This is a genomic window from Microbacterium telephonicum, from assembly GCF_003651225.1.
GTDB classification, from domain to species: domain Bacteria; phylum Actinomycetota; class Actinomycetes; order Actinomycetales; family Microbacteriaceae; genus Microbacterium; species Microbacterium telephonicum.
Genome location: NZ_RCDB01000002.1, coordinates 651,921 through 672,989 on the forward strand (window position 1 = coordinate 651,921; position 21,069 = coordinate 672,989).

The following is a 21,069-nucleotide window of genomic DNA, read 5'->3' on the forward strand; positions in this document are numbered from 1 at the left end:
GATGGAAAAGCGTCATGTGCGCGCGACCGCCGTGGTTGCGGCCGCGCTGTGGACGACCGTGATGTGGGCCGGGGCGGCACCGGCGTCAGCGGAGAGCTCACCGCCGCCGGAGGATGTGGGCTCCTACGCGCCGCCTCCCCCGCCGCCGGAGCTGAGCCTGGTCGGATCGTCGGTCGACGTCGCGTGCGTGCGCGACGTGCCCGTCATCACGTACCGGGTCGTGCTCACCGATCCGAGCGGAGTGTCGACGAGCCACGACGCGTTCCTGATCATCACCGACGGCGTCAACCGCGTCGAGCTGCCGCTCGGCGACGTCAGCTCGGGCGAGCTGTCGGGCTCGATGCTGTGGCCCGGGGCGAGCGTCGACGCCGCCGGCAACGGGACGGGCTGGCCCGGCTGGGTGTTCCGCGACGGCGAATGGGTCGAGACCGACGGCAACTTCGGCTGGACGCGCGCCGACATCCGGGCGACCATCGAGGTCAATCCCGAGATGCCGGTGCCGATGGCCTACCCGCCGGCGACGTCGGCGTGCGCCGGCCCGACCGTCACCGGCACACCGCTGTCGGCGGGCTCCGCTCCGCTGGCTGCCACCGGTGGCGACGCCACGGCGATCGCCGTCGTCGGTGGGGCGGCGCTGGCCGCGATCGCCGTCGGCGCCACCGTGCTGGTCGCCCGTCGCCGTCGTGCCTGAGACGAACCCCACCCGACGCTCCGGCGGCGGCCTCCGCTTCGTGCTGCTCGGCTGCGGGCTGCTGCTGGCTGTCGTCGCGGCGGCCTACGTGTGGACGGGGATCCGCGTCGCGGCGACGGTCGGTCACCTCGAGGCCGCGCGCGACGCGGGAGAGCGCGCCGTCGCCGCGGACGGCGCCGACGACCGCGGCGCCCTCGTGGCCGCGGCCGCCGACCTGACGAGCCAGCTCGCCGCCGCCGACGCCGCCGCGGCGGATCCCACCTGGGCGGTCGCCGCACGGGCGCCGATGCTCGGCGGTGACTTCGACGCCGTGCAGACACTCGCCCGCGCTCTCGGCGCGGCGCTGCCGAACACCGAGCCCCTCCTGGCCGCACTGCGGGGTGACGCCGCCGACCCGCGTGCTCTGGGCGCGGCGCTCGCGCCGCTGTCCGACCAGGCTTCGCACGCTCTGGACGCACTCGGGAGCATCGACACGACCGCCCTGCTGCCGCCCGTCGCCGCCGCGGTGGAGCGCACCCGCACGCTGCTGGCCGACGCCCTGCCGGCGCTGCGCACGGCCGCGGCCCTCGCGCCGTTGAACGCCGCCGTCTCCGGGGACGAGCCCACCCGCATCCTGGTCATGCTGCAGAACAACGCCGAGCTGCGCACGGGAGGGGGCATCACCGGCGCATACCTTCAGATCACGGCCGACGGCGGAACGTTCTCGCTCGACGCACAGGCCTCCTCATCCGACTTCACCGCCCGTCGCACGCCCGTCGCCGACGTGCCCGACGCCATGACCGCCCTGTACGGCGACGTCGTCGGCCGGTTCCCGCAGAATGCCTCGATGCCCGCCGACTTCCAGGTCACGGCCACTCTCGCGGCCGCCTGGTGGCAGCAGCGGGGCGGCGCCGCCCCCGACGTCGTCGTGTCGCTCGATCCCGTCGTGCTCGTCTCCGTCTTGCGCGTCGTCGGTCCCGTCGCCCTCGCCGACGGATCGGTGCTCACCGCCGACGACGCGATCTCCCGGCTGCTGGTCGAGCCGTACCGCACGCTCGACTCCGACGGCCAGACGGCCCTGATGCAGGATGCGGCGGCGCGCATCTTCGCGCAGCTCACCGCCGCACCTTCCGACGCCCTCGCCTGGGCTGCGGCCCTCTCCGGCCCCGTCGCCGAGGGCCGGATCTCGGCGTGGGCCGCCGACCCGGACATCGCGCAGGCGCTCGCCGCCGGACCGCTCGGCGGCCCCGCCGCCCGGCTCGACGCGGCAGGCCCGCAGGCCTACGGCGTCTGGTTCAACGACGGCACCGGCGGCAAGATGGGCGGCTACCTCGACGTCGGGATGCAGATCGCGAGCGCGCAGTGCCGGCTCGACGGCCGCGCCGACGTCGTGGTGCGCCTGACGATGACCAGCACGGCACCTGCGGATGCCGCCACCGCTCTTCCCGGCGACGTCACCGGCCGGGGGATGTACGGCACCGGCGTGGGCGACATCGGCACGAGCGTCGCCGTCGCCGCACCCCCGGGCACGTTCCTCGCCTCGGTCACGAAAGCCGGGGCACCCGCCCGCATCGCGCAGGCGACCGAGATGGGCCGCCCGACGAGCCTGCTGCGCGTCAACCTCTCTCCCGGCGAGCGCAACGTCGTGGAGTTCCGTTTCGTCTCCGCCGACGCCGGGCGCGCGGATCCCGTCGTGGTCCACACGCCGCTGCTGAATCCGATCCGCACCGCGGCGACCACGGTGCTCGACTGCGGCTGACCCGCCGGGTGGCTCAGTCCTTCGCCGCGTCCTCGCGGATGCGCAGGTCCAGTGGGAAATCGAGCGGGAAGGTGCCGAACAGCAGCGTGGTCGCCGCCGTCGCCGCCTCCCTCACGGCGTCGGCGACAGCATCCGCCAACGCCACGGGGGTGTGCACGATGATCTCGTCGTGCAGGAAGAACGCCAGATGCGCCCGCTCGGCGAACACCGCTCCCGATGCCACGGCCGGGACCGCTGCGGTGGGCAGCGCGGCCAGCCGCGTGCGCAGCTCGGCGAGCCACGCGAGCGCCCATTCGGCGGCGCTCCCCTGCACCACGAAGTTGCGGGTGAACCGGCCGCGGTCGCGGGCGCTGCGGCGGGCGCGCGTCTCCTCGGCGGCCGACGCGTCGGCACCGCTGGCCTCCTGCTGCACCGACGTCCACCACGATCCCGGCGGCGGGCTGCTGCGGCCGAGCCACGTCGTCACGACGCCGCCGTCCTCGCCGACCGCGGCCGCCTCGTCGACGAGCGCCATGGCGCGCGGATACGCGCGGCGCAGCGCCGGCACGAGTCGTCCGCTGTCTCCCGTCGTCGCCCCGTACATCGCGCCGAGCATCGCCACCTTCGCCTCGGGGCGCGTCGCGACGACGCCGCCGCCGACCATGCCGGCGTACAGGTCGGTGCCGCGCGCGGCGTCGGCGAGCGCGAGGTCGCCCGCCATCGCCGCGAGCACCCGCGGCTCGAGCTGTGCCACGTCGGCGACCACGAGGGTCCACCCGGGGTCGGCACGGACGGCGGGGCGCAGCTGTCGCGGCAGCTGCAGCGCTCCCCCGCCGGAGGACGCCCACCTCCCGGTGACGACACCGCCGGGGACGTAGACCGGGCGGAAGCGCCCGTCGCCGGCCCACTCCTCCAGCCACGCCCACCCGTTGGCGCTCGCGAGCCGCGTGAGCTTCTTGTACTCCAGCAGCGGTGCGATCACGGGGTGGTCGTACTCCGCGAGCTCCCATCGGTTCGTGGACGTCGCCGGCACGCCGGCGCGGTGCAGGGCACGCAGGAGCTTCGGCTGCGAGTCGAGACTCGCCCGCTCGTCGCCCAGGGCCGCGCGCACCCGGGCGCCCGCATCGGCGATGCGCGACGGCACGCCGCCGGCGAGCGGCCGGGTGCCGAGCGTGTCTTCGAGGATGCGGGTGTGCACCTCGCGGCTCCACGGGAGTCCGGCCGCGTGCAGTTCCTCGGCCAGCAGGGCACCGGCCGACTCCGCCGCCAGCAGCAGCGTGAGACGCGCGGCGTGCGAGGACGCGTCGACAGCGGCGCGGTGCCGGGCGAACTCCGCGAGGACCTCGTCGATCCCGTCGGGAAGGGTCGGTGCGAGGGTCTCGAGGTCGAACAGGGCCTGCGGTCCCGGCTCGACCTCGGGGGCGGCGGCGTCCCAGCCGCGCGCGGCGCCCAGGGCGGGGGCGTCGACCCAGGCGCTGGTGCGCAGGATCGCGTGGCACAGCCGCAGGTCATGGGCGCGCATGAGGCGCACACCGCCGCCGAGCAGCATCCGGTACCAGCGTCGGGTGTCGTTCCACACCCAGCGCAGTGACGCGGATGCCGTCCGCGCGAGCTCAGTGAGCCCCGCGTCGTCCGCCGCCGTGCGCGAGACCTCGGAGCCGTCGGCGGCGAGGTCGACGACGACGACGCCTCCGGACGGACCCCGGCCGACGACCCGCCACCGCGGCGCGTCGCTCACGGTGTCACCGGTGCGTCACGGTGTCATCACCGTGGCGACACCGTGACGGTCAGAGACCCGACTCACCGTCGCGCACGAGGATGCAGCCGCACTCGGGACAGGTCACCACGTCGTCGTCGGCCGCCTGACGCAGCGCCTGCAGGTCGGTTCCCGACAGCACCATGTGGCAGCCCTCGCACGTGCGCCGGCGCAGCAGGCCGGCGCCGGCGCTGCGCGTCTTGAGACGGTCGTAGTAGCCCACGAGGTCGGCGGGCAGCGCCGCGGCCACGGCGGCACGGTCGCGCGTCGCGGCGTCGATGCGTGCCGTGGCCTCGGCGACCGCGGCCTTGCCCTCGGCGCTCAGCCGGGCGCCCTCCTGGTTGGTCGCCTCGATGACGGACTGCTGGGCGAGCACGGCCGCCTCGGCCCCCTCCAGCCGCTCCATGATCTCCAGTTCGAGGTCTTCGAGGTCGCTCTTGCGCTTGGTGAGCGAGGCGAGCTCGTGCTCGAGCCCCTGCACTTCCTTCGTGTTGCTGCTGCCCGCCAGCAACTGCTCGTCGCGCTTCACGCGCGCCTCGACGAGGGCGACGTCCGACTCCAGACGCGACAGTTCCGTCTGCGCGTCGTCGCGAGCGGCGAGCAGACCCGTCAACTCGGCCGACTGCGCCTGCCGCTGCGCGAGCAGCTCCTGCACGCGGGCGGTCTGCGGCGGGTTGCGGCGGGCAGCGTCCGCGGCGCGCACGTCCTGGTCGAGGCGGGCGAGCTCGAGGAGTCGCGACTGGTCGGCGGGGCTGGCTTTCACGCTCTTAAAACTACCCCGGGCGCTATCGCGCGGCATCCGCTCGTCGCTACCATGTGGGCTCTGCGGCGGCATCCGCCGATGTGTCCCGCCGGGAGGTCCCCATGAGCGTCATGCGCACGAAGTCCGTCGAACGGTCGATCGCCGACACCGAGGACCCGGAGTTCCGCCTCAAGAAGTCGCTGTCCGCGTTCGACCTCACCGTCTTCGGCGTCGGCGTCGTCATCGGCGCCGGCATCTTCACCCTCACCGGGCGCGCCGCCCACGAGGTCGCCGGCCCGGCCATCGCCATCAGCTTCGTCGTCGCCGCGATCGCGTGCGGCCTCGCGGCGATGTGCTACGCCGAGTTCGCCTCCACGGTTCCGGTCTCCGGCAGCGCGTACACGTTCTCCTACGCGTCGCTGGGTGAGCTTTTCGCCTGGATCATCGGGTGGGACCTCATCCTCGAGATGTTCCTCGGCGCGGGCGTGGTCGCGCAGGGATGGAGCGCGTATCTCGGCGTGCTGCTCGGGCAGTTCGGGATCGACCTGCCGCCCGAGATCTCCTACGGCGGCGTCGTCGACCTGCCGGCGATCGTGCTCGTGCTCGTGCTCGGCGGGCTCATCACCCTCGGCATCCGCGAGTCGATGCGGGTGAACATCGTGCTCGTCGCCGTGAAGCTGTTCATCGTCCTGTTCGTCATCGTGGCCGGGCTCATGTTCGTCAACCCCGCCAACTACACCCCGTTCGTGCCGGATGCCGCTCCGCGCGACGCCGGGTCGGGCCTGACGCAGCCGCTGCTGCAGTTCCTCTCCGGGGTCGAGCCGATGGCGTTCGGGATCGGCGGCATCTTCGCCGGCGCCGCACTCGTCTTCTTCGCCTACATCGGCTTCGACGTCGTCGCGACGACCGCCGAGGAGACGAAGAAGCCGCAGCGGGACCTGCCGATCGGCATCATCGCCTCGCTCGCGATCTGCACCGTGCTCTACTGCGCCGTCTCGCTCGTGGTCACCGGGATGGTCCCCTACCAGGACCTCGATCCCGCCGCGGCGCTCGCGAACGCGTTCGTCCACTACGGGCAGCCGTGGATGGGCACCGTCATCGCCGCCGGTGCGGTGGCCGGACTCACGACGGTCGTCCTGACCCTGCTCATCGGCGCCACGCGCATCATCTTCGCGATGTCGCGCGACGCCCTGCTGCCGCAGTCGCTGGCCAAGGTGCACCCCACCCGCCGCACGCCGTGGGTCATCTCGATCATCGTCACCGTGATCGTCGCCCTCGTCGCCGGGCTCACCCCCGTCGGCATCCTCGAGGAGATGGTCAACATCGGCACCCTGTCGGCGTTCATCCTCGTCTCGATCGGCGTCGTCGTGCTGCGCCGCACCCGCCCCGACCTGCGCCGCGGGTTCCGGGTGCCGTGGAGCCCCGTGCTGCCGATCCTGTCGGCGATCGTGTGCACCTACCTCACGCTCAACCTGTCGGTGGAGACCTGGCTGCGCTTCCTGATCTGGCTGGCACTGGGGTTCGCGATCTACTTCGCGTACGGGCATCGCCATTCGCGGCTGGGCCGTGACGCCGGCGAGTACCTCAACCCGGCGGCCCCGAAGATCGTGGGCCGCGACGAGGAGTGACGTGAGACGGACGGTGGGCCCTGCCGGGCTCGAACCGACGACATCCACGGTGTAAACGTGGCGCTCTACCAACTGAGCTAAAGGCCCCTCGCGGGTCAGTCTACGGGCACGGCGCGGTGCGCCCCGAGCCCGCGGATGCGACTACGCTGATCCGGGATGCGTTGTCTGTGCTCCACAAAGCCGTGCGCGTCCGCACACCCTGTCCCTGGCACGACCTGCCAGACGAAGAAAGGTTCTCTGTGACTGTCAACGACCAGGATCCGTATTCGCAGGGCCCGCTGGACAGCGACCCCGACGAGACTGCCGACTGGCAGGAGTCGCTCCACCAGCTGGTCGAGAGCAAGGGCGCCGGACGCGCCCGCGAGATCATGCTCAGCCTGCTGCAGACCTCGCGCGACCTGCACCTGAACGTGCCCCAGGTGCCGACGACCGACTACATCAACACGATCGCCACCGAGAACGAGCCCGCGTTCCCCGGCGACGAGGAGCTCGAGCGCCGCTACCGCCGCTGGATCCGCTGGAACGCGGCGGTCACGGTGCACCGCGCGCAGCGCCCCGGCATCGGCGTCGGCGGACACATCTCCACGTACGCGTCGTCGGCGTCGCTGTACGAAGTCGGCTTCAACCACTTCTTCCGTGGCCTGGACGCCCCCAACGGCGGCGACCAGATCTTCGTGCAGGGCCACGCCTCCCCCGGCATCTACGCCCGCTCGTTCCTCGAGGGGCGACTGTCGGCCGACCAGCTCGACGGATTCCGCCAGGAGAAGTCGAAGGGCGAGCTCGGCATCCCGTCGTACCCGCACCCGCGCCTGATGCCGGACTACTGGCAGTTCCCGACGGTGTCGATGGGCCTCGGGCCCATCAACGCCATCTACCAGGCGATGACCAACAAGTACCTCACGAACCGCGGCATCAAGGATGTCGGCGACTCGCACGTGTGGGCGTTCCTCGGCGACGGCGAGATGGACGAGGTCGAGAGCCGCGGCCAGCTGCAGGTCGCCGCCAACGAAGGCCTGGACAACTTGACGTTCGTCGTCAACTGCAACCTGCAGCGCCTCGACGGCCCGGTGCGCGGCAACGGCAAGATCATCCAGGAACTGGAGAGCTTCTTCCGCGGAGCCGGCTGGCACGTCATCAAGGTCGTGTGGGGCCGCGGCTGGGACGAACTGCTCAACGTCGATCACGAGGGGGCGCTGCGCCACCTCATGAACACGACCCCCGACGGCGACTTCCAGACGTACCGCGCCGAGGACGGCAAGTTCATCCGCGACCACTTCTTCGGCCGCGACGAGCGCGCGCTCAAGATGGTCGAGAACTGGTCGGACGACGACATCTGGGGCAAGCTGCGCCGCGGCGGCCTGGACTACCAGAAGCTCTTCGCCGCCTACAAGGCCGCCTCCGAGCACAAGGGCCAGCCCACCGTCATCCTCGCCAAGACGATCAAGGGCTACGGCCTCGGTCACCACTTCGAGGGCCGCAACGCGACCCACCAGATGAAGAAGATGACCCTCGAGGACCTCAAGCACTTCCGCGACTCGATGCGCATCCCGATCACGGACGCGCAGCTCGAGGAGAACCCGTACACCCCGCCGTACTTCCACCCGGGTATGGAGGACGAGACCATCCAGTACATGGTCGAGCGCCGCCGCGCCCTCGGCGGGTTCCTGCCCGAGCGTCGCACGCACCACGTGCCGATCGCGCTGCCCGACGACAACGCCTACGCGCTGCCGAAGAAGGGCTCGGGCACGCAGGAGGTCGCCACGACGATGGCGTTCGTCCGCCTGCTGAAGGACCTGCTGCGCGTGAAGGACTTCGGTCACCGCATCGTGCCGATCATCCCCGACGAGGCGCGCACGTTCGGTCTGGACGCGTTCTTCCCGACGGCGAAGATCTACAACCCCAACGGCCAGAACTACACGTCGGTCGACCGCGAGCTGCTCCTGGCCTACAAGGAGAGCCCGCAGGGCCAGATCATGCACGTCGGCATCAACGAGGCCGGCGCGCTCGCGGCGTTCACCGGCACCGGCACGGCGTACTCGACGCACGGCGAGCCGCTCATCCCGGTGTACATCTTCTACTCGATGTTCGGCTTCCAGCGCACCGGCGACGCCCAGTGGGCCGCCGGCGACCAGATGGCGCGCGGCTTCATCATGGGCGCGACCGCGGGACGCACGACGCTCACCGGCGAGGGCCTGCAGCACGCCGACGGTCACTCGCACCTGCTCGCGTCGACGAACCCCGCCACCGTGTCGTACGACCCGGCCTACGGCTACGAGATCGCCCACATCGTGCGCTCCGGCATCGAGCGGATGTACGGCGGCAACCACCCCGACCCCAACGTCATGTACTACATCACGCTCTACAACGAGCCGCTGGTGCAGCCGGTCGAGCCGGAGGGCGTGGATGTCGAGGGCATCGTGCGCGGCCTCCACCGCATCTCGGAGGGCTCCGGCGACGGCCACCGCGCGCAGCTGCTCGCGTCGGGCGTCGGCGTGCCGTGGGCCCTCGAGGCGCAGAAGCTGCTGAAGGACGACTGGGGTGTCGTGGCCGACGTGTGGTCGGTCACGAGCTGGACGGAGCTGCGCCGCGACGGTCTCGCCGTCGACGAGCACAACTTCCTCAACCCGCTCGCCGAGCCGCGCACGGCGTACCTGACGCAGAAGCTGCAGGACACCGCCGGCCCCGTCGTCGCCGTCAGCGACTACATGCACGCCGTGCAGGACCAGATCCGCCCGTGGGTGCCGCGCCACTACGCGACCCTCGGCGCCGACGGCTTCGGCTTCTCGGACACCCGTGCCGCCGCCCGCCGGTTCTTCAAGATCGACGGCCCGTCGCTCGTCGTGCGCACCCTGCAGGCGCTCGCGGACGAGGGCGTCGTCGACCGCTCGCTCTCGCAGCAGGCGATCGACCGCTACCGCCTGCACGACGTGACCGCCGGCACCAGCGGCAACGCCGGCGGCGAGAGCTGACGACCCGGAGATGACGACCGGTCCCACCCCGCAGGAGAAGGCGGAGACACTCGCGTGGCTCCGCCGCATCTCGGGGGATCTCGCGACGGCCACGCTCAACCGACTCGAGGAGTCGCTGCCGTGGTACGCCGAGATGCCCCCGGGGCGTCGCAGCGCGGTGGGACTGGTCGCCCAGGCCGGCATCTCGGCCTTCATCCAGTGGTACGACGACCCCGGCGGTCAGCCGTGGATCGCCGCCGACATCTTCGCCGCGGCACCGCGCGAACTGCTGCGCTCGGTGAGTCTCACCCAGACGCTCCAGCTCATCCGCGTCACCGTCGAGGTGACCGAGGAACGTGTCGCCGGGCGTGCCGAGGACCTCCGCGAAAGCATGCTGCTCTATTCGCGAGAGGTCGCGTTCGCGGCGGCCGACGTCTACGCGCGCGCCGCCGAGGCCCGTGGGCTCTGGGATGCGCGCCTGGAGGCGCTCGTGGTCGACTCGATCCTCACCGGCGAAGCCGACGAGGAGCTCCCCAGCCGCATCGCCGCCCTCGGCTGGCACGGCCACGGCGAGGTGTCGGTGCTCGTGGGCACCACTCCCACCCAGTTCGACGTCGACCAGCTGCGGCGCCTGGCGCGCAAGCTCGGGATCGACGTGCTCATCGGCGTGCAGGGCTCGCGCCTCGTGGTCGTCATCGGCCGCGCCGATGCGAAGGAGGATGCCGAGACGCTCCCCTTCGCCGAGATCGCCCGACGCCTCGAACCCGGCTTCGGCCCCGGGCACCTCGTGCTCGGCCCCGCCGTCCCCGCCCTCGTCGACGCGAGCCAGAGCGCCCGCGCCGCGCTGGCCGGCTTCGCCGTCGCGAAGGCGTGGCGGCACGCGCCCCGCCCCGTCGAGGCCGACGACCTGCTCCCCGAGCGCGCGTTGGCCGGCGACCCGCTCGCGAAGGCGACGCTCGTCGAGCGGATCTACCGTCCGCTCCTGGCGCACTCGACCGATCTCGTCGCGACACTGTGGAGCTACCTCGACAACGGCCGGTCCCTCGAGGCGACCGCGCGCGAGCTGTTCGTGCACCCCAACACGGTGCGGTACCGGCTCAAGCGGGTCTCCGACGTCATCGGCTGGGATGCGACCGGTCCGCGCGAGGCGCTGATCCTGCAGACCGCGCTCGTGCTGGGCTCGATCGGCACCGACGTCACGCGGCGTCGCGCCGCGATGCAGCGCCGCGGCTGACCGCAACCGGCGGCCGATGGGCACACGGCGCACGTGCGCTGTGAGGCACGCACAAAGGAACTCGCGGTTCTTGTGACGTGTTCGCCAGCGGTGTGCTCGCCGCGTTTGGCAGGATAGGACGAGTGATCATCGCCGTCTTCCCCGGCCAGGGCTCGCAGACGCCCGGCTTCCTGTCCCCCTGGCTCGAGCTCGACGGGGCGCGTGAGCGTCTCGAGCGGTACTCCGAGCAGGCGCAGGTCGACCTCGTCGCCGCCGGCACCGAGTGGGATGCCGACCGCATCCGCGACACGCAGGTCGCCCAGCCGCTCATCGTCGCGGCGAGCCTGCTGTCGTGGGCGGCACTGACCGACGCGTCGACGACCGCCCCCACGGGCGCCGCGGGGCACTCCGTCGGCGAGATCGCGGCACTCGTGGCCGCCGGGGTGCTGGGTGACGCCGACGGCATGCGTCTGGTCGGCCTGCGCGGTCGGGCGATGGCCGAGGCCGCGGCCACCGAGCAGACCGGCATGAGCGCGATCCTCGGCGGCGACCAGGACGCGGTCGTCGCCCGGCTGACCGAGCTCGGCCTCACGCCCGCCAACTACAACGGCGGCGGTCAGATCGTCGCCGCCGGCGCCCTCCCGGCGCTGGCCGAGCTCGCCGCCGCCCCGGTCGCCGCCACGCGCGTCATCCCGCTGCAGGTCGCGGGCGCCTTCCACACCTCGTACATGGCGCCGGCCGTCGACACCCTCGCCGCCGCCGCGGCGGAGGTGACGGTCGCCGATCCCGCGCTCACGCTGTGGAGCAACCGCGACGGCGGCGTCGTCGCCGACGGCCGCACCGCCGTCGACCAGCTCGTGCAGCAGGTCGCGAACCCGGTGCGCTGGGACCTGTGCATGGCGTCGTTCGCCGAGCACGGCGTGACCGGCATCATCGAGCTCTCCCCCGCCGGCACCCTCACCGGACTCGCCAAGCGGGCGCTGCGGGGCGTCCCGAGCGTCGCCGTGAAGACCCCCGAAGACCTCGCGGCCGCCGCCGCCCTGCTGACCGGAGAAGACGCATGACCGTCACCCTCACCCAGCCCACCGGCCCCGCCCACACGCGCGTCCTCGCCTACGGCGCGGCGCGCGGCGAGAACGCCGTGCCCAACGACGACATCGTCGGGCCGATCGACTCCAGCGACGAGTGGATCCGCCAGCGCACCGGCATCGTCACCCGTGTGCGGGCGGATGCCGGCACCGACGCGATCGACCTGGCTGCGACCGCGGCCGCCGAAGCCGTCGCGAAGGCCGGGATCGACCCGAGCGCCGTAGACGCCGTGATCGTCGCCACGATCTCCAACCCCAAGCAGACGCCGTCCGTGTCGGCCATCGTCGCCGACCGCATCGGCGCGAACCCCGCCGCCGCCTACGACGTCAACGCCGCGTGCGCGGGGTTCGCCTACGGCATCGCACAGGCCGACGCGCTCATCCGCGCCGGTGCCGCGCACTACGCCGTCGTCGTGGGCGCCGAGAAGCTCAGCGACATCGTCGACCCCACCGACCGCTCGATCTCCTTCCTCCTCGGCGACGGCGCGGGCGCGGCCGTCGTCGGTCCGAGCGACTTCCCCGGCATCGGCCCGACCGTCTGGGGTTCGGACGGATCGAAGGCGGACGCCGTCGGGATGAACCACACGCTCGTGGAGTTCCGCGACGGCACGGCCCCCTGGCCGACGCTGCGTCAGGAGGGCCCCACGGTGTTCCGCTGGGCGGTGTGGGAGATGGTCAAGGTCGCCCGCCGCGCGCTCGAGGCCGCCGGCGTCGAAGCCTCCGACCTCGCCGCCTTCGTCCCGCACCAGGCGAACATGCGCATCATCGACGAGTTCGCCAAGCAGCTGGGCCTTCCCGACACCGTCATCGTGGGACGCGACATCGAGACGACCGGCAACACGTCGGCCGCCTCCATCCCCCTCGCGACGCACCGCCTGCTCGAGGAACACCCCGAGCTCAGCGGCGGACTCGCCCTGCAGATCGGCTTCGGCGCCGGGCTCGTCTTCGGCGCCCAGGTGATCGTCCTGCCGTGACCGGCCCGCGCTCCCGCAGCGCACGCACACCCGACCCTAGACTCGAACACGGCCCAGCCGGGCACGTTCCGCCCCGAAAACAAGGAGAAACCCATGGCATTCAGCAACGACGAGGTCCTCGCCGGACTCGCTGAGCTCATCACCGACGAGACCGGCATCTCGGCCGACGAGGTCGCGCTGGAGAAGTCGTTCACCGACGACCTCGACATCGACTCGATCTCGATGATGACGATCGTCGTCAACGCCGAGGAGAAGTTCGGCGTCACGATCCCCGACGAAGAGGTCAAGAACCTCAAGACCGTCGGCGACGCCGTCACCTTCATCACGTCGAACCAGGCCTGACACCCTCGACGCGGCATCCGCGTCGGACCGCATGAAATCGCACCGGTGGGGGCGTCCGCCCCCACCGGAGGACCTCCGAGGACACCCACACCCATGAGCACTCCCCGCATCGTCGTCACCGGCATCGGAGCCTCCTCGCCCATCGGCGGCACGGCCCCCGAGAGCTGGGACGCCCTCCTCGCCGGCGCGTCCGGTGCCCGCACGCTCGAGTACGAGTGGGTCGAGCAGTACAACCTGCCGGTCACCTTCGCCGCGCAGGCCGTCGTGCGCCCCGACACCGTGCTGGAGCGCCCCGTCGCCAAGCGCCTGGACCCGTCGTCCCAGTTCGCGCTCGTCGCGGCCCTGGAGGCCTGGGCGGATGCGGGTGCGCCCGATGTCGCCCCGGAACGTCTCGGCGTCGACTTCGCCACGGGCATCGGCGGCGTCTGGACCCTCCTCGACGCGTGGGACACGCTGCGGGAGAAGGGGCCCCGGCGCGTGCTGCCGATGACCGTGCCGATGCTCATGCCCAACGCGGCGGCGGGCAACCTGTCGCTGCACTTCGGCGCCCGCGCGTACGCGCGCACCGTCGCCAGCGCCTGCGCCTCGAGTACGGAGTCGATCGTCAACGCCGTCGAGCACCTGCGCGCCGGCCTCGCCGACGTCGTGATCGCCGGTGGCACCGAGGCGGCCATCCACCCCGTCACGGTCGCGTCGTTCGCCTCGATGCAGGCGCTGTCCAAGCGCAACGACTCCCCCGAGACCGCATCGCGCCCCGGCAGCATCGACCGTGACGGCTTCGTCATGGGCGAGGGAGCGGGCGTGCTCATCCTCGAGACCGAGGAGCACGCCAAGGCGCGCGGAGCCAAGATCTACGCGGAGGTGTGCGGCGGCGGCGTCACCGCCGACTCGTACCACATCACCGCCAACGACCCCGAGGGCACCGGCGCCGCGCGCGCGGTCGAGCTGGCCCTCGCCTCCGCCGGCCGCGGTGCCGACGAGATCACCCACATCAACGCGCACGCCACCTCCACGCCGGTCGGCGACCCGAACGAGTACGTCGCGCTGCGCGCCGTACTCGGCGACCGTCTCGACGAGATCCCCGTCTCCGCCACGAAGGCCTCCACGGGGCATCTGCTCGGCGGCACGGGCGCCCTCGAGGCGATCTTCACGGTGCTGGCCCTGCGCGACCGCGTCGCCCCGCCGACGATCAACATCACCGAGCCGGACCCCGCCGTGCCGTTCGCGCTGTCCGGCGCACCGACCCCGCTCGGCTCCGGTGCGCAGCTCGCGATCAGCAACTCCTTCGGCTTCGGCGGCCACAACGCCGTCGCCGTGTTCGCGTCGGTGTGACCTCCGACGCCTGACACGAGAAAGACGCCCCCGGGTATGGACCCCGGGGGCGTCTTCTTCGGGTCGGGCGGTGCGGTCCGCGATCCCGGTCCCCGGGAAGCCATCCGAGGCCGGTACGGGCGCCCACGCGCCGCCCGAGTCGTGTGGGGTGGTCAGCCCACCTTGTGCAGCCAGACGACGGGCGCGTCGTCGCCGGCGTGACGGAAGGGTTCGAGCTCCTCGTCCCAGGCCGATCCGAGCGCGACCTGCAGCTCCCGCTGCAGCTCGAACGCGTCGCCGGCCGAGATCTCCATCGCGTAGCGCACGCGGTCCTCGGGGATGACGACGTTGCCGGCGGTGTCGGTCTGCGCGAAGTGGATGCCGAGGTCGGGAGTGTGCATCCAGCGTCCGCCGTCACTGCGGGGCGTGGGGTCTTCGCTCACTTCGAAGCGCAGGTGCTCCCAGCCGCGGATCGCGGTCGCCAGCGCCGCGCCGGTACCGGCCGGCCCCTCCCAGTAGAACTCCGCACGCCGGCTGCCGCCCAGCACCGGCTGGTCGGCCCAGTCGAAGTTCACGGCCGTGCCGATCGCGCGGCCCACCGCCCATTCGAGGTGCGGGCACAACGCACGCGGCGCGGAGTGGATGTAGATCACTCCACGCGCCTGAGGTGTCGCCATCATCGTCTCCTTGTTGTCCAGGTACGTCTTCCCCTACGACCTGATGCGAGACGCCGATGTGCGGCGGGCTATGCGGTTATGCGGCCATTATCGCCGACGGCGGCCGGGAATCACAAGCGTGTGATTCCCGGCCGCCGTCTTGCGGTCCTCAGCGGCGCGCGTCGGCATCCGACGGCCCGGTCGGGGCCTCGCCCGACGAGCCGCTGCGGTGCGCGCCGCGGGAGGCTCGCGCCTGCTCGCGCTGCTGCACCTCGAGTTGTTCGGCCTCGTCCCCCGAGATCGCTTCGCCCCGTGCGACGAGTCCGGCCACATCGGACAGCGGGATCTGCTTGAGCAGCAGCGCCAGCACGAAGGCGACCGCCAGGAAAGGCACGAGGTACCAGAACACAGGGGCCAGTGCGTCGGCGTAGGCGGTGACGATGCCGTCGCGGAGCGCCTCCGGCAGCTGCGACAGCGTCGCCGGATCGATCGACGCCGTCGCGGTCGCCGCCTGCTCCGCCGTCGCCCCGGAACCGGCGAACGCGCTCGTGAGGTTGTCGGTGAGACGCGACGTGAACATCGCGCCGAACACCGCGATGCCCAGGGCCGCACCGGCCTCGCGGAAGTAGTTGTTCGCGCTGGTGGCGGTACCGAGCTCGGCGGCGGGGACGGCGTTCTGCACCACGAGCACGACGACCTGCATGACGAGGCCCAGCCCCGCACCGAGGGCGAACAGATAGACGCAGATGAGCCAGACGGGGGTGTCGGCGGTGAGCGTCGTCATGACCGCCATGACGGCGCCCGTGATGGCCGTGCCCAGGATCGGGTAGATCTTGTACTTGCCGGTCTTCGTGATGAGCAGTCCCGACGCGATCGAGGTGCCCATGACGCCCACCATCATCGGGATCATGAGCAGGCCCGAGACCGCGGCCGAGGTCCCCGACGCCATCTGCAAGAAGGTCGGGACGAACGCGAGCGCGGAGAACATGCCGATGCCGATCACGAACCCGATGGCCGTCGCGGTGACGAACACGGGATTGCGGAACAGCGACAGCGGCATGATCGGGTCGGCGGCGCGCGACTCGGTGAGGATGAACAGCGCGACGGCGACGATCAGTCCGGCGCCCCACGACCACGTCAGCGGGTCGCCCCAGCCGTGGTCGCGGTCGCCGCCGAAGTCGGTGAAGAAGATGAGGCAGGTGGTCGCGGTCGACAGGAACACGACACCGAGCCAGTCGATGGGCTTCGTCGCGCGCTTGCTGGGCAGCTGCAGGGCGAACAGTGCGATGAGGAAGGCCGCGATGCCGACGGGGATGTTGATGTAGAACGCCCACTGCCACGTGAGGTGGTCGACGAAGAAGCCGCCGAGCAGGGGTCCGGCGACGGCCGAGAGGCCGAAGACGGCGCCGAGCGGACCGAGGAACTTGCCGCGCTCGTTGGCCGGCACGATGTCGGCGATGATCGCCTGCGACAAGATCATGAGACCGCCGCCGCCGAGCCCCTGGATCGCGCGGAAGACGACGAACATCCAGAAGTCGGTGGCGAACGCGCAGCCCACCGAGGCGAGCGTGAAGATCGCGATGGCCACGAGGAACAGGGAACGCCGCCCGAGGATGTCGCCGAACTTGCCGTAGATCGGCATGACGATCGTCGTGGCGAGGATGTAGGCGCTCGTGATCCACACCTGGTGCTCGACGCCGCCGAGCTCGCCGACGAGGGTGGGCATCGCGGTGGAGACGATCGTCTGGTCGAGGCTCGACAGGAGCATGCCGGCGATGAGGGCGGAGAAGATGAGCCAGACGCGGCGTCTGGTCAGGAGCATCGGTGCGTCGCCGGCGGCGACGGTGGGGACGGAAGCGGTGGCGGTCATCGGGGGGTTCCGGAGTCGTTCGTGGTCGGGTGGGGAGCGCGCGCCGCGGCCGGCGGCGGGGCGAAGAGGTCGGATGCCGTCGCTACGAGGCGCCGCAGCACGTCGGGGAACGGTTCGGGATGGGCAGGTTCCAGGGAGAGCGGCACGGCGAGGTGGGCGAGGTGGACGACGACCTGCACGAGCACCCGGGCCCGTTCGTCACCGGGAGCGAGGCCCTCGCGGCGCTCGATGAGACCGACGTCCTTCTCCTGGTCGAGGCGCCCGCGCTCGAGCATGTGCGGCAGGAGCTGAGGCTCGCGCGCCGCGGCGGCCATGAGCTCCGCCGCGCTCTCACGGTCGATCTCGAGCCTCGCCCAGCGCGCCGCGATGAGGGTCGCGTAATCGTCGACGAGGTTCGCCGACAGCTCCCCCGCACGCGTGCGCGGGCGCATCGCGACGAAGAAGGCATCGGCCTCGTCGGTGTCGGTGCCGAGCGGGATGCCGAGGACGGCATCCTCCTTCGAGGCGAAGTAGTTGAAGAACGTGCGGCGCGAGATGTCGGCCTCGGCGCAGATCTCGTCGATCGTGAAGCCGGCGAGGCCGTGCGCGGCCGTGGCCCGGCGCGTCAACGAGACGAGCGTGCGAGTCGTGTCCCGACGACGGCGCTCGCGCGCCGTGATTGCACTATCCATCACGTAGTGCATTATTGCACCATCTCGTAAAGAGTGCAGAAACAGCGGAGCGGCCGCCTCAGGACGGCCGCTCGTGCGTAGGGCGGGTGGGACTTGAACCCACGATCGTCGGGTTATGAGCCCGCTGCCTTGACCAGCTTGGCCACCGCCCCCGGTGCGCGCTCCAGCCTACCGGTGCGTCCCGCGCGGCCTGTCGTCGTCGACGGGCGGCTCCGGCCACACCTTCGACACCGCCTCGGTGAGACGGATCGACCCGATCTTGGCCGCCGGCTCCCCGCCGCTGCCGCGCGGGATCGGGATCTCCTGGCTCTCGCTGACGACCTGCGGATGATGGCGCGCGAGCTGGAAGACGCCGATGACGGCGAGGGCACCGGCGATGACGAAGCCGACGTACGCGCCGAAGGGCGCGTTCGCGGCCTCGTGCAGCACCGTGAGGCCGATGACGATCGCCACGATGGGGTCGACGACCGTGAGGCCCGCGATGACGAGGTCGGGCGGTCCCGAGGCGTACGCGGTCTGCACGAAGTAGGCGCCCGCGCCGGTGCCGGCGATGAGGGCGACGAGACAGATCGTCGTGAGCCAATCGAAGTCGCCCGACTGGATGCGGCTGATGACGATCTTCGCGAGGGTGGCGACGAATCCGTAGATGACGCCGGCCGCGACGATGTAGAAGAGCGCGGAGGTGCGCTGGCGGAACCAGAGCCACGTGCCGCCGAGCACCACGATGACGGCGGCGAGGATGATCAGCACGGTGATCAGCTGCTGGTCGCTCACGTCGGTGTCGGTGGCGAACAGCGCCGCGATCGTGACGAAGATGAAGATCCCGACGACGCACAGCGCGATGGCGGTGATCGAGCGCCTCGTCGGCTTGTGCCCGCTGATGCGGGCGTTGAGCAGCGTCGTGATGACCAGCGAGATCGCCCCGATCGGCTGCACGAGGATGAGCGGCGCGAACGACATCGCCGCCAGCTGGCAGACGATCGCGAGGCCCAGCATGACCGTGCCCGCCACCCACGAGGGTCGCCGGAGCAGGTTGATCAGCTGACCGCCGGTGAGCCCGGTGTTGCCCGAGACGGCGGTGAGACGCTCGACCTTCTGCACGCCGCGGTGCTGGTACTGCGCACCGAACGACATGAAGACGGCGCCGAGGAGGGCCAGCGGGATGCCGATGAGGATGGCGGGATCCTTGAAGATGCCGACGAGCTCGTCGGTGATCTCGTCAAGCGCCATGACCGGATCCACCCCTCGACACTATCCGCAGGTCCCGCTCGATAGGCTCAGGACGTGGCTGTTCTCCCGATTCGCATCATGGGCGATCCCGTCCTGCACGCTCCCGCCGCCCGCGTCGACGAGGTGACCGACGAGGTCCGCACGCTCGTGGCCGACATGTTCGACACGATGGACGCCGCCCCAGGCGTGGGCCTGGCCGCCCCGCAGGTGGGGGTGGGACTGCGGATCTACACGTACACCTATCAGGACGACGACGGGGCGCCGTGGCGCGGCGTGATCATCAACCCGGAGCTGTGGATGGTGCCGCTCGAACCCGGTGCGCCCGACCCCGACGACGAGTCGGAGGGATGCCTCTCCTTCCCCGGCGAACGGTTCCCGCTGCGACGGTCGGAGCGCGTGCTCGTGACCGGCACCGACCTCGACGGCGCCCCGGTGCGCATCGACGTCGACGGGTGGCGCGCGCGCATCATGCAGCACGAGTTCGACCACCTCGACGGCATCCTCTACATCGACCGGCTCGACGACGGCGACTGGAAGACCGTGCAGAAGATCTCCCGCAAGCGCGGCTGGGGCAAGCCGGGCGCGAGCTGGATGCCGGGCGTCGACAACATCGACGCCTGATCCCGGGCAAAGAAGAACGGCCCCGAGGTGGAGCTCGGAGCCGTTGCGCTCCCCGGCTTGGACTCGAACCAAGAACCTATCGGTTAACAGCCGATTGCTCTGCCAATTGAGCTACCGAGGATCAGTCCGGCTTGCGCTGGACAACTCCACAAGCTTAGCAAACGTCCAGGGGTGCGCGTGACCACGGATCGCGATCGCGGCGACGGTCAGCGCGCCGCCCTGCCGTCGGCGTCGGGCGTCCACAGCAGTCCCGCGGTGCCTCGCCCCGAGGCGACGACGCGCCCGGCCTGCAGCACCAGCACGTCGGCGTCGAGCTCGGCGATCGTCGTCTCGTCGTTGGTGACGAGCACGACGGCCATCCCGGCCTCCGCACGTCGGCGCAGCAGGGCGTCGCGGGCGGCCAGGCGCACCTCGACGTCGAGATAGCCGTACGGCTCGTCGCCGACGAACAGCTTCGGGTCGAGCACGAGCGCGCGGGCCAGGGCGACGCGCTGCCGCATGCCCGAGCTCAGCTCGTAGGGATACTTCGCAGCGGCGCCGATCGGCAGCTGCAGCTCGTCGAGCAGGCTCGCGACCCGCAGTGCGAGCGCGCGCTGGTTGACGCGGCGGTCGCGGCTCGTGATGGGTTCGGAGATGACCTCCGAGACCGTGAGGCGCGCGGGCAGTGCCGCACCGGCCCCCTGCGGGAGGTAGCCGGTGAGGTAGCGGCGGATGCGGAGCTTGCGTCCGCCGCGGCGCAGGTCGACACCGTGCACCTCGGCTCGTCCGCCGACGACCTGCAGGGTCGGGTCATCGTCCCCCGCCAGCGCGGCGGCGAGACTCGACTTGCCCGACCCGGTGCCGCCCATGACGGCGAGGGCACCGCCGGCGGGGACCCGCACCGAGACGCCGTCGACGACACGCTCTCCGGCGCGGGCGAGGGAGAGGTCGTCGGCGCGCAGCACATCGGCGTCGGCGGGGCTCATGCGTTCATCCTGCCATCCGCCGACACTGGCGCGCGCCGCCGGGGCAGGCGACGATCGCCCCATGGGAAAGATCGTCTACTCCGTCATCGGCTCGCTCGACGGCTTCATCGACGACGCCGAAGGCCGCTACGACTGGGCGACGCCGGGCGAAGACCTCGTCGCCGCCATCAACGACGAGCTCGCCGGCGTCGGCACGTACGTCTACGGCCGGCGCATGTACGAGCAGATGCACGTGTGGGAGACCGACCCGGAGGCGCCGACCTGGTCACCGCAGTCCGCACGGTTCGCCGAGATCTGGCAGCGCGCCGAGAAGGTGGTCTTCTCCCGGACGCTGCCGGCCGTGCAGACGACCCGCACGCGGCTCGAACGCGAGTTCACCCCCGAGGCGCTGCGAGCCATCACCGCCGCCGCGACGGGCGACGTCACCGTCGAGGGTCCGACCCTCGCCGCGCACGCGCTGCGCGCAGGTCTGGTCGACGAGATCCACCGCTGCGTCGTCCCGGTGATCGTCGGCGGCGGGACTGCGCTGTATCCGGCGGGCCTGCGTCTGGATCTCGAGTTGACGGGCGAACGACGCTTCGACGGCGGGATCATCGCGCTGCGCTACCGCGTGCGCTGAACGGCACCGCCCGCCGCATGTCCCGCG

Annotated in this window: 18 protein-coding genes and 3 tRNA genes; 11 read left to right on the forward strand and 10 right to left on the reverse strand. The window is 71.6% G+C overall.

What is annotated here, in order from left to right; all coding sequences use genetic code 11:
* Nucleotide 1 precedes the first annotated feature (1 nt).
* Nucleotides 2-691, forward strand: coding sequence for an LPXTG cell wall anchor domain-containing protein (locus C7474_RS08070; RefSeq protein ID WP_121058732.1), 690 nt, complete (start codon nucleotides 2-4; stop codon nucleotides 689-691).
* Entirely contained in the window at nucleotides 684-2,429 is a 1,746-nt protein-coding gene (locus C7474_RS08075; protein ID WP_147436693.1) for a DUF4012 domain-containing protein, read from the forward strand. Before C7474_RS08070 ends, C7474_RS08075 begins: the two co-directional genes overlap by 8 nt.
* 13 nt (nucleotides 2,430-2,442) lie before the next feature.
* Here the strand turns inward: C7474_RS08075 and C7474_RS08080 are convergent, their stop codons facing one another.
* Together C7474_RS08080 and C7474_RS08085 are read right to left on the reverse strand one after the other, a co-directional pair.
* Nucleotides 2,443-4,146, reverse strand: a complete 1,704-nt coding sequence (locus tag C7474_RS08080; protein WP_121058736.1) for a bifunctional 3'-5' exonuclease/DNA polymerase — start codon at nucleotides 4,144-4,146, stop codon at nucleotides 2,443-2,445.
* A gap of 49 nt (nucleotides 4,147-4,195) precedes the next feature.
* Nucleotides 4,196-4,927, reverse strand: coding sequence for a zinc ribbon domain-containing protein (locus tag C7474_RS08085; RefSeq protein WP_121058738.1), 732 nt, complete (start codon nucleotides 4,925-4,927; stop codon nucleotides 4,196-4,198).
* A 101-nt stretch (nucleotides 4,928-5,028) separates the two neighbouring features.
* On the opposite strand from C7474_RS08085, the gene C7474_RS08090 reads away from it, so the two are divergent.
* Nucleotides 5,029-6,534, forward strand: coding sequence for an amino acid permease (locus tag C7474_RS08090; RefSeq protein ID WP_121058740.1), 1,506 nt, complete (start codon nucleotides 5,029-5,031; stop codon nucleotides 6,532-6,534).
* 14 nt (nucleotides 6,535-6,548) lie between these two features.
* Here C7474_RS08090 and C7474_RS08095 read toward each other — a convergent pair.
* Nucleotides 6,549-6,621, reverse strand: a tRNA-Val gene (locus C7474_RS08095).
* A gap of 152 nt (nucleotides 6,622-6,773) precedes the next feature.
* Between C7474_RS08095 and aceE the strand changes: the two genes are divergently transcribed.
* From aceE to C7474_RS08125, 6 genes are all read left to right on the forward strand, one after another.
* Nucleotides 6,774-9,503, forward strand: coding sequence for a pyruvate dehydrogenase (acetyl-transferring), homodimeric type (aceE, locus tag C7474_RS08100; protein ID WP_121058742.1), 2,730 nt, complete (start codon nucleotides 6,774-6,776; stop codon nucleotides 9,501-9,503).
* A 10-nt stretch (nucleotides 9,504-9,513) separates the two neighbouring features.
* Nucleotides 9,514-10,716, forward strand: a complete 1,203-nt coding sequence (locus tag C7474_RS08105; RefSeq protein WP_121058744.1) for a PucR family transcriptional regulator — start codon at nucleotides 9,514-9,516, stop codon at nucleotides 10,714-10,716.
* Between the two features lie 122 nt (nucleotides 10,717-10,838).
* Nucleotides 10,839-11,759 carry an ACP S-malonyltransferase gene (locus C7474_RS08110; RefSeq protein ID WP_121058746.1) on the forward strand — a complete coding sequence of 307 codons (921 nt, stop codon included), beginning with the start codon at nucleotides 10,839-10,841 and terminating at the stop codon, nucleotides 11,757-11,759.
* A complete protein-coding gene (locus tag C7474_RS08115; RefSeq protein ID WP_121058748.1) occupies nucleotides 11,756-12,757 on the forward strand; it encodes a beta-ketoacyl-ACP synthase III in 1,002 nt (333 codons plus the stop codon). The genes C7474_RS08110 and C7474_RS08115 overlap by 4 nt, the downstream gene beginning before the upstream one ends.
* Nucleotides 12,758-12,850: 93 nt before the next feature.
* Nucleotides 12,851-13,099: an acyl carrier protein gene (locus C7474_RS08120; protein WP_121058750.1), complete on the forward strand. Its 249-nt coding sequence runs from the start codon at nucleotides 12,851-12,853 to the stop codon at nucleotides 13,097-13,099.
* A gap of 93 nt (nucleotides 13,100-13,192) precedes the next feature.
* On the forward strand, nucleotides 13,193-14,431 hold the full coding sequence (locus C7474_RS08125) for a beta-ketoacyl-[acyl-carrier-protein] synthase family protein (protein WP_121058752.1): 1,239 nt from the start codon (nucleotides 13,193-13,195) through the stop codon (nucleotides 14,429-14,431).
* Nucleotides 14,432-14,583: 152 nt separating this feature from the next.
* On the opposite strand, the gene C7474_RS08130 is transcribed toward C7474_RS08125, so the two are convergent.
* The 5 genes from C7474_RS08130 to C7474_RS08150 all read right to left on the reverse strand — a co-directional run bounded on the left by C7474_RS08130 (nucleotide 14,584) and on the right by C7474_RS08150 (nucleotide 18,837).
* Nucleotides 14,584-15,087: a DUF3145 domain-containing protein gene (locus C7474_RS08130; RefSeq protein WP_121058754.1), complete on the reverse strand. Its 504-nt coding sequence runs from the start codon at nucleotides 15,085-15,087 to the stop codon at nucleotides 14,584-14,586.
* Between the two features lie 148 nt (nucleotides 15,088-15,235).
* The gene (locus C7474_RS08135; protein ID WP_121058756.1) at nucleotides 15,236-16,936 is read right to left on the reverse strand and encodes an MDR family MFS transporter; all 1,701 of its coding nucleotides are present in this window, start codon (nucleotides 16,934-16,936) and stop codon (nucleotides 15,236-15,238) included.
* Nucleotides 16,933-17,607, reverse strand: a complete 675-nt coding sequence (locus C7474_RS08140; RefSeq protein WP_158597315.1) for a TetR/AcrR family transcriptional regulator — start codon at nucleotides 17,605-17,607, stop codon at nucleotides 16,933-16,935. Before C7474_RS08140 ends, C7474_RS08135 begins: the two co-directional genes overlap by 4 nt.
* 78 nt (nucleotides 17,608-17,685) lie before the next feature.
* Nucleotides 17,686-17,759: transfer RNA gene (locus C7474_RS08145), tRNA-Ile, on the reverse strand.
* Nucleotides 17,760-17,775: 16 nt separating this feature from the next.
* Nucleotides 17,776-18,837, reverse strand: coding sequence for a DMT family transporter (locus tag C7474_RS08150; RefSeq protein WP_121059375.1), 1,062 nt, complete (start codon nucleotides 18,835-18,837; stop codon nucleotides 17,776-17,778).
* A 54-nt stretch (nucleotides 18,838-18,891) separates the two neighbouring features.
* Between C7474_RS08150 and def the strand changes: the two genes are divergently transcribed.
* Nucleotides 18,892-19,458 (forward strand): peptide deformylase, encoded by a 567-nt coding sequence (gene def, locus C7474_RS08155; protein WP_121058760.1) that lies wholly within the window; start codon nucleotides 18,892-18,894, stop codon nucleotides 19,456-19,458.
* 48 nt (nucleotides 19,459-19,506) lie between these two features.
* Here the strand turns inward: def and C7474_RS08160 are convergent.
* Both C7474_RS08160 and C7474_RS08165 read right to left on the reverse strand, forming a co-directional pair.
* Nucleotides 19,507-19,579 (reverse strand) — tRNA-Asn (locus tag C7474_RS08160).
* Between the two features lie 85 nt (nucleotides 19,580-19,664).
* The gene (locus tag C7474_RS08165) at nucleotides 19,665-20,423 is read right to left on the reverse strand and encodes an ATP-binding cassette domain-containing protein (RefSeq protein ID WP_121058762.1); all 759 of its coding nucleotides are present in this window, start codon (nucleotides 20,421-20,423) and stop codon (nucleotides 19,665-19,667) included.
* A 61-nt stretch (nucleotides 20,424-20,484) separates the two neighbouring features.
* On the opposite strand from C7474_RS08165, the gene C7474_RS08170 reads away from it, so the two are divergent.
* Nucleotides 20,485-21,042, forward strand: coding sequence for a dihydrofolate reductase family protein (locus C7474_RS08170; RefSeq protein ID WP_121058764.1), 558 nt, complete (start codon nucleotides 20,485-20,487; stop codon nucleotides 21,040-21,042).
* The last annotated feature ends 27 nt before the right edge of the window (nucleotides 21,043-21,069 follow it).

What these genes read in the sequence shown, in the direction of transcription:
- C7474_RS08135 (WP_121058756.1), bottom strand. Translation starts at nt 16,936, where the DNA reads ATGACCGCCACCGCTTCCGTCCCCACCGTCGCCGCCGGCGACGCACCG.
- C7474_RS08115 (WP_121058748.1), top strand. Translation starts at nt 11,756, where the DNA reads ATGACCGTCACCCTCACCCAGCCCACCGGCCCCGCCCACACGCGCGTC.
- C7474_RS08170 (WP_121058764.1), top strand. Translation starts at nt 20,485, where the DNA reads ATGGGAAAGATCGTCTACTCCGTCATCGGCTCGCTCGACGGCTTCATC.
- C7474_RS08070 (WP_121058732.1), top strand. Translation starts at nt 2, where the DNA reads ATGGAAAAGCGTCATGTGCGCGCGACCGCCGTGGTTGCGGCCGCGCTG.
- C7474_RS08165 (WP_121058762.1), bottom strand. Translation starts at nt 20,423, where the DNA reads ATGAGCCCCGCCGACGCCGATGTGCTGCGCGCCGACGACCTCTCCCTC.
- C7474_RS08090 (WP_121058740.1), top strand. Translation starts at nt 5,029, where the DNA reads ATGAGCGTCATGCGCACGAAGTCCGTCGAACGGTCGATCGCCGACACC.
- C7474_RS08125 (WP_121058752.1), top strand. Translation starts at nt 13,193, where the DNA reads ATGAGCACTCCCCGCATCGTCGTCACCGGCATCGGAGCCTCCTCGCCC.
- C7474_RS08130 (WP_121058754.1), bottom strand. Translation starts at nt 15,087, where the DNA reads ATGGCGACACCTCAGGCGCGTGGAGTGATCTACATCCACTCCGCGCCG.
- C7474_RS08105 (WP_121058744.1), top strand. Translation starts at nt 9,514, where the DNA reads ATGACGACCGGTCCCACCCCGCAGGAGAAGGCGGAGACACTCGCGTGG.
- C7474_RS08120 (WP_121058750.1), top strand. Translation starts at nt 12,851, where the DNA reads ATGGCATTCAGCAACGACGAGGTCCTCGCCGGACTCGCTGAGCTCATC.
- C7474_RS08140 (WP_158597315.1), bottom strand. Translation starts at nt 17,607, where the DNA reads ATGGATAGTGCAATCACGGCGCGCGAGCGCCGTCGTCGGGACACGACT.
- C7474_RS08150 (WP_121059375.1), bottom strand. Translation starts at nt 18,837, where the DNA reads ATGGCGCTTGACGAGATCACCGACGAGCTCGTCGGCATCTTCAAGGAT.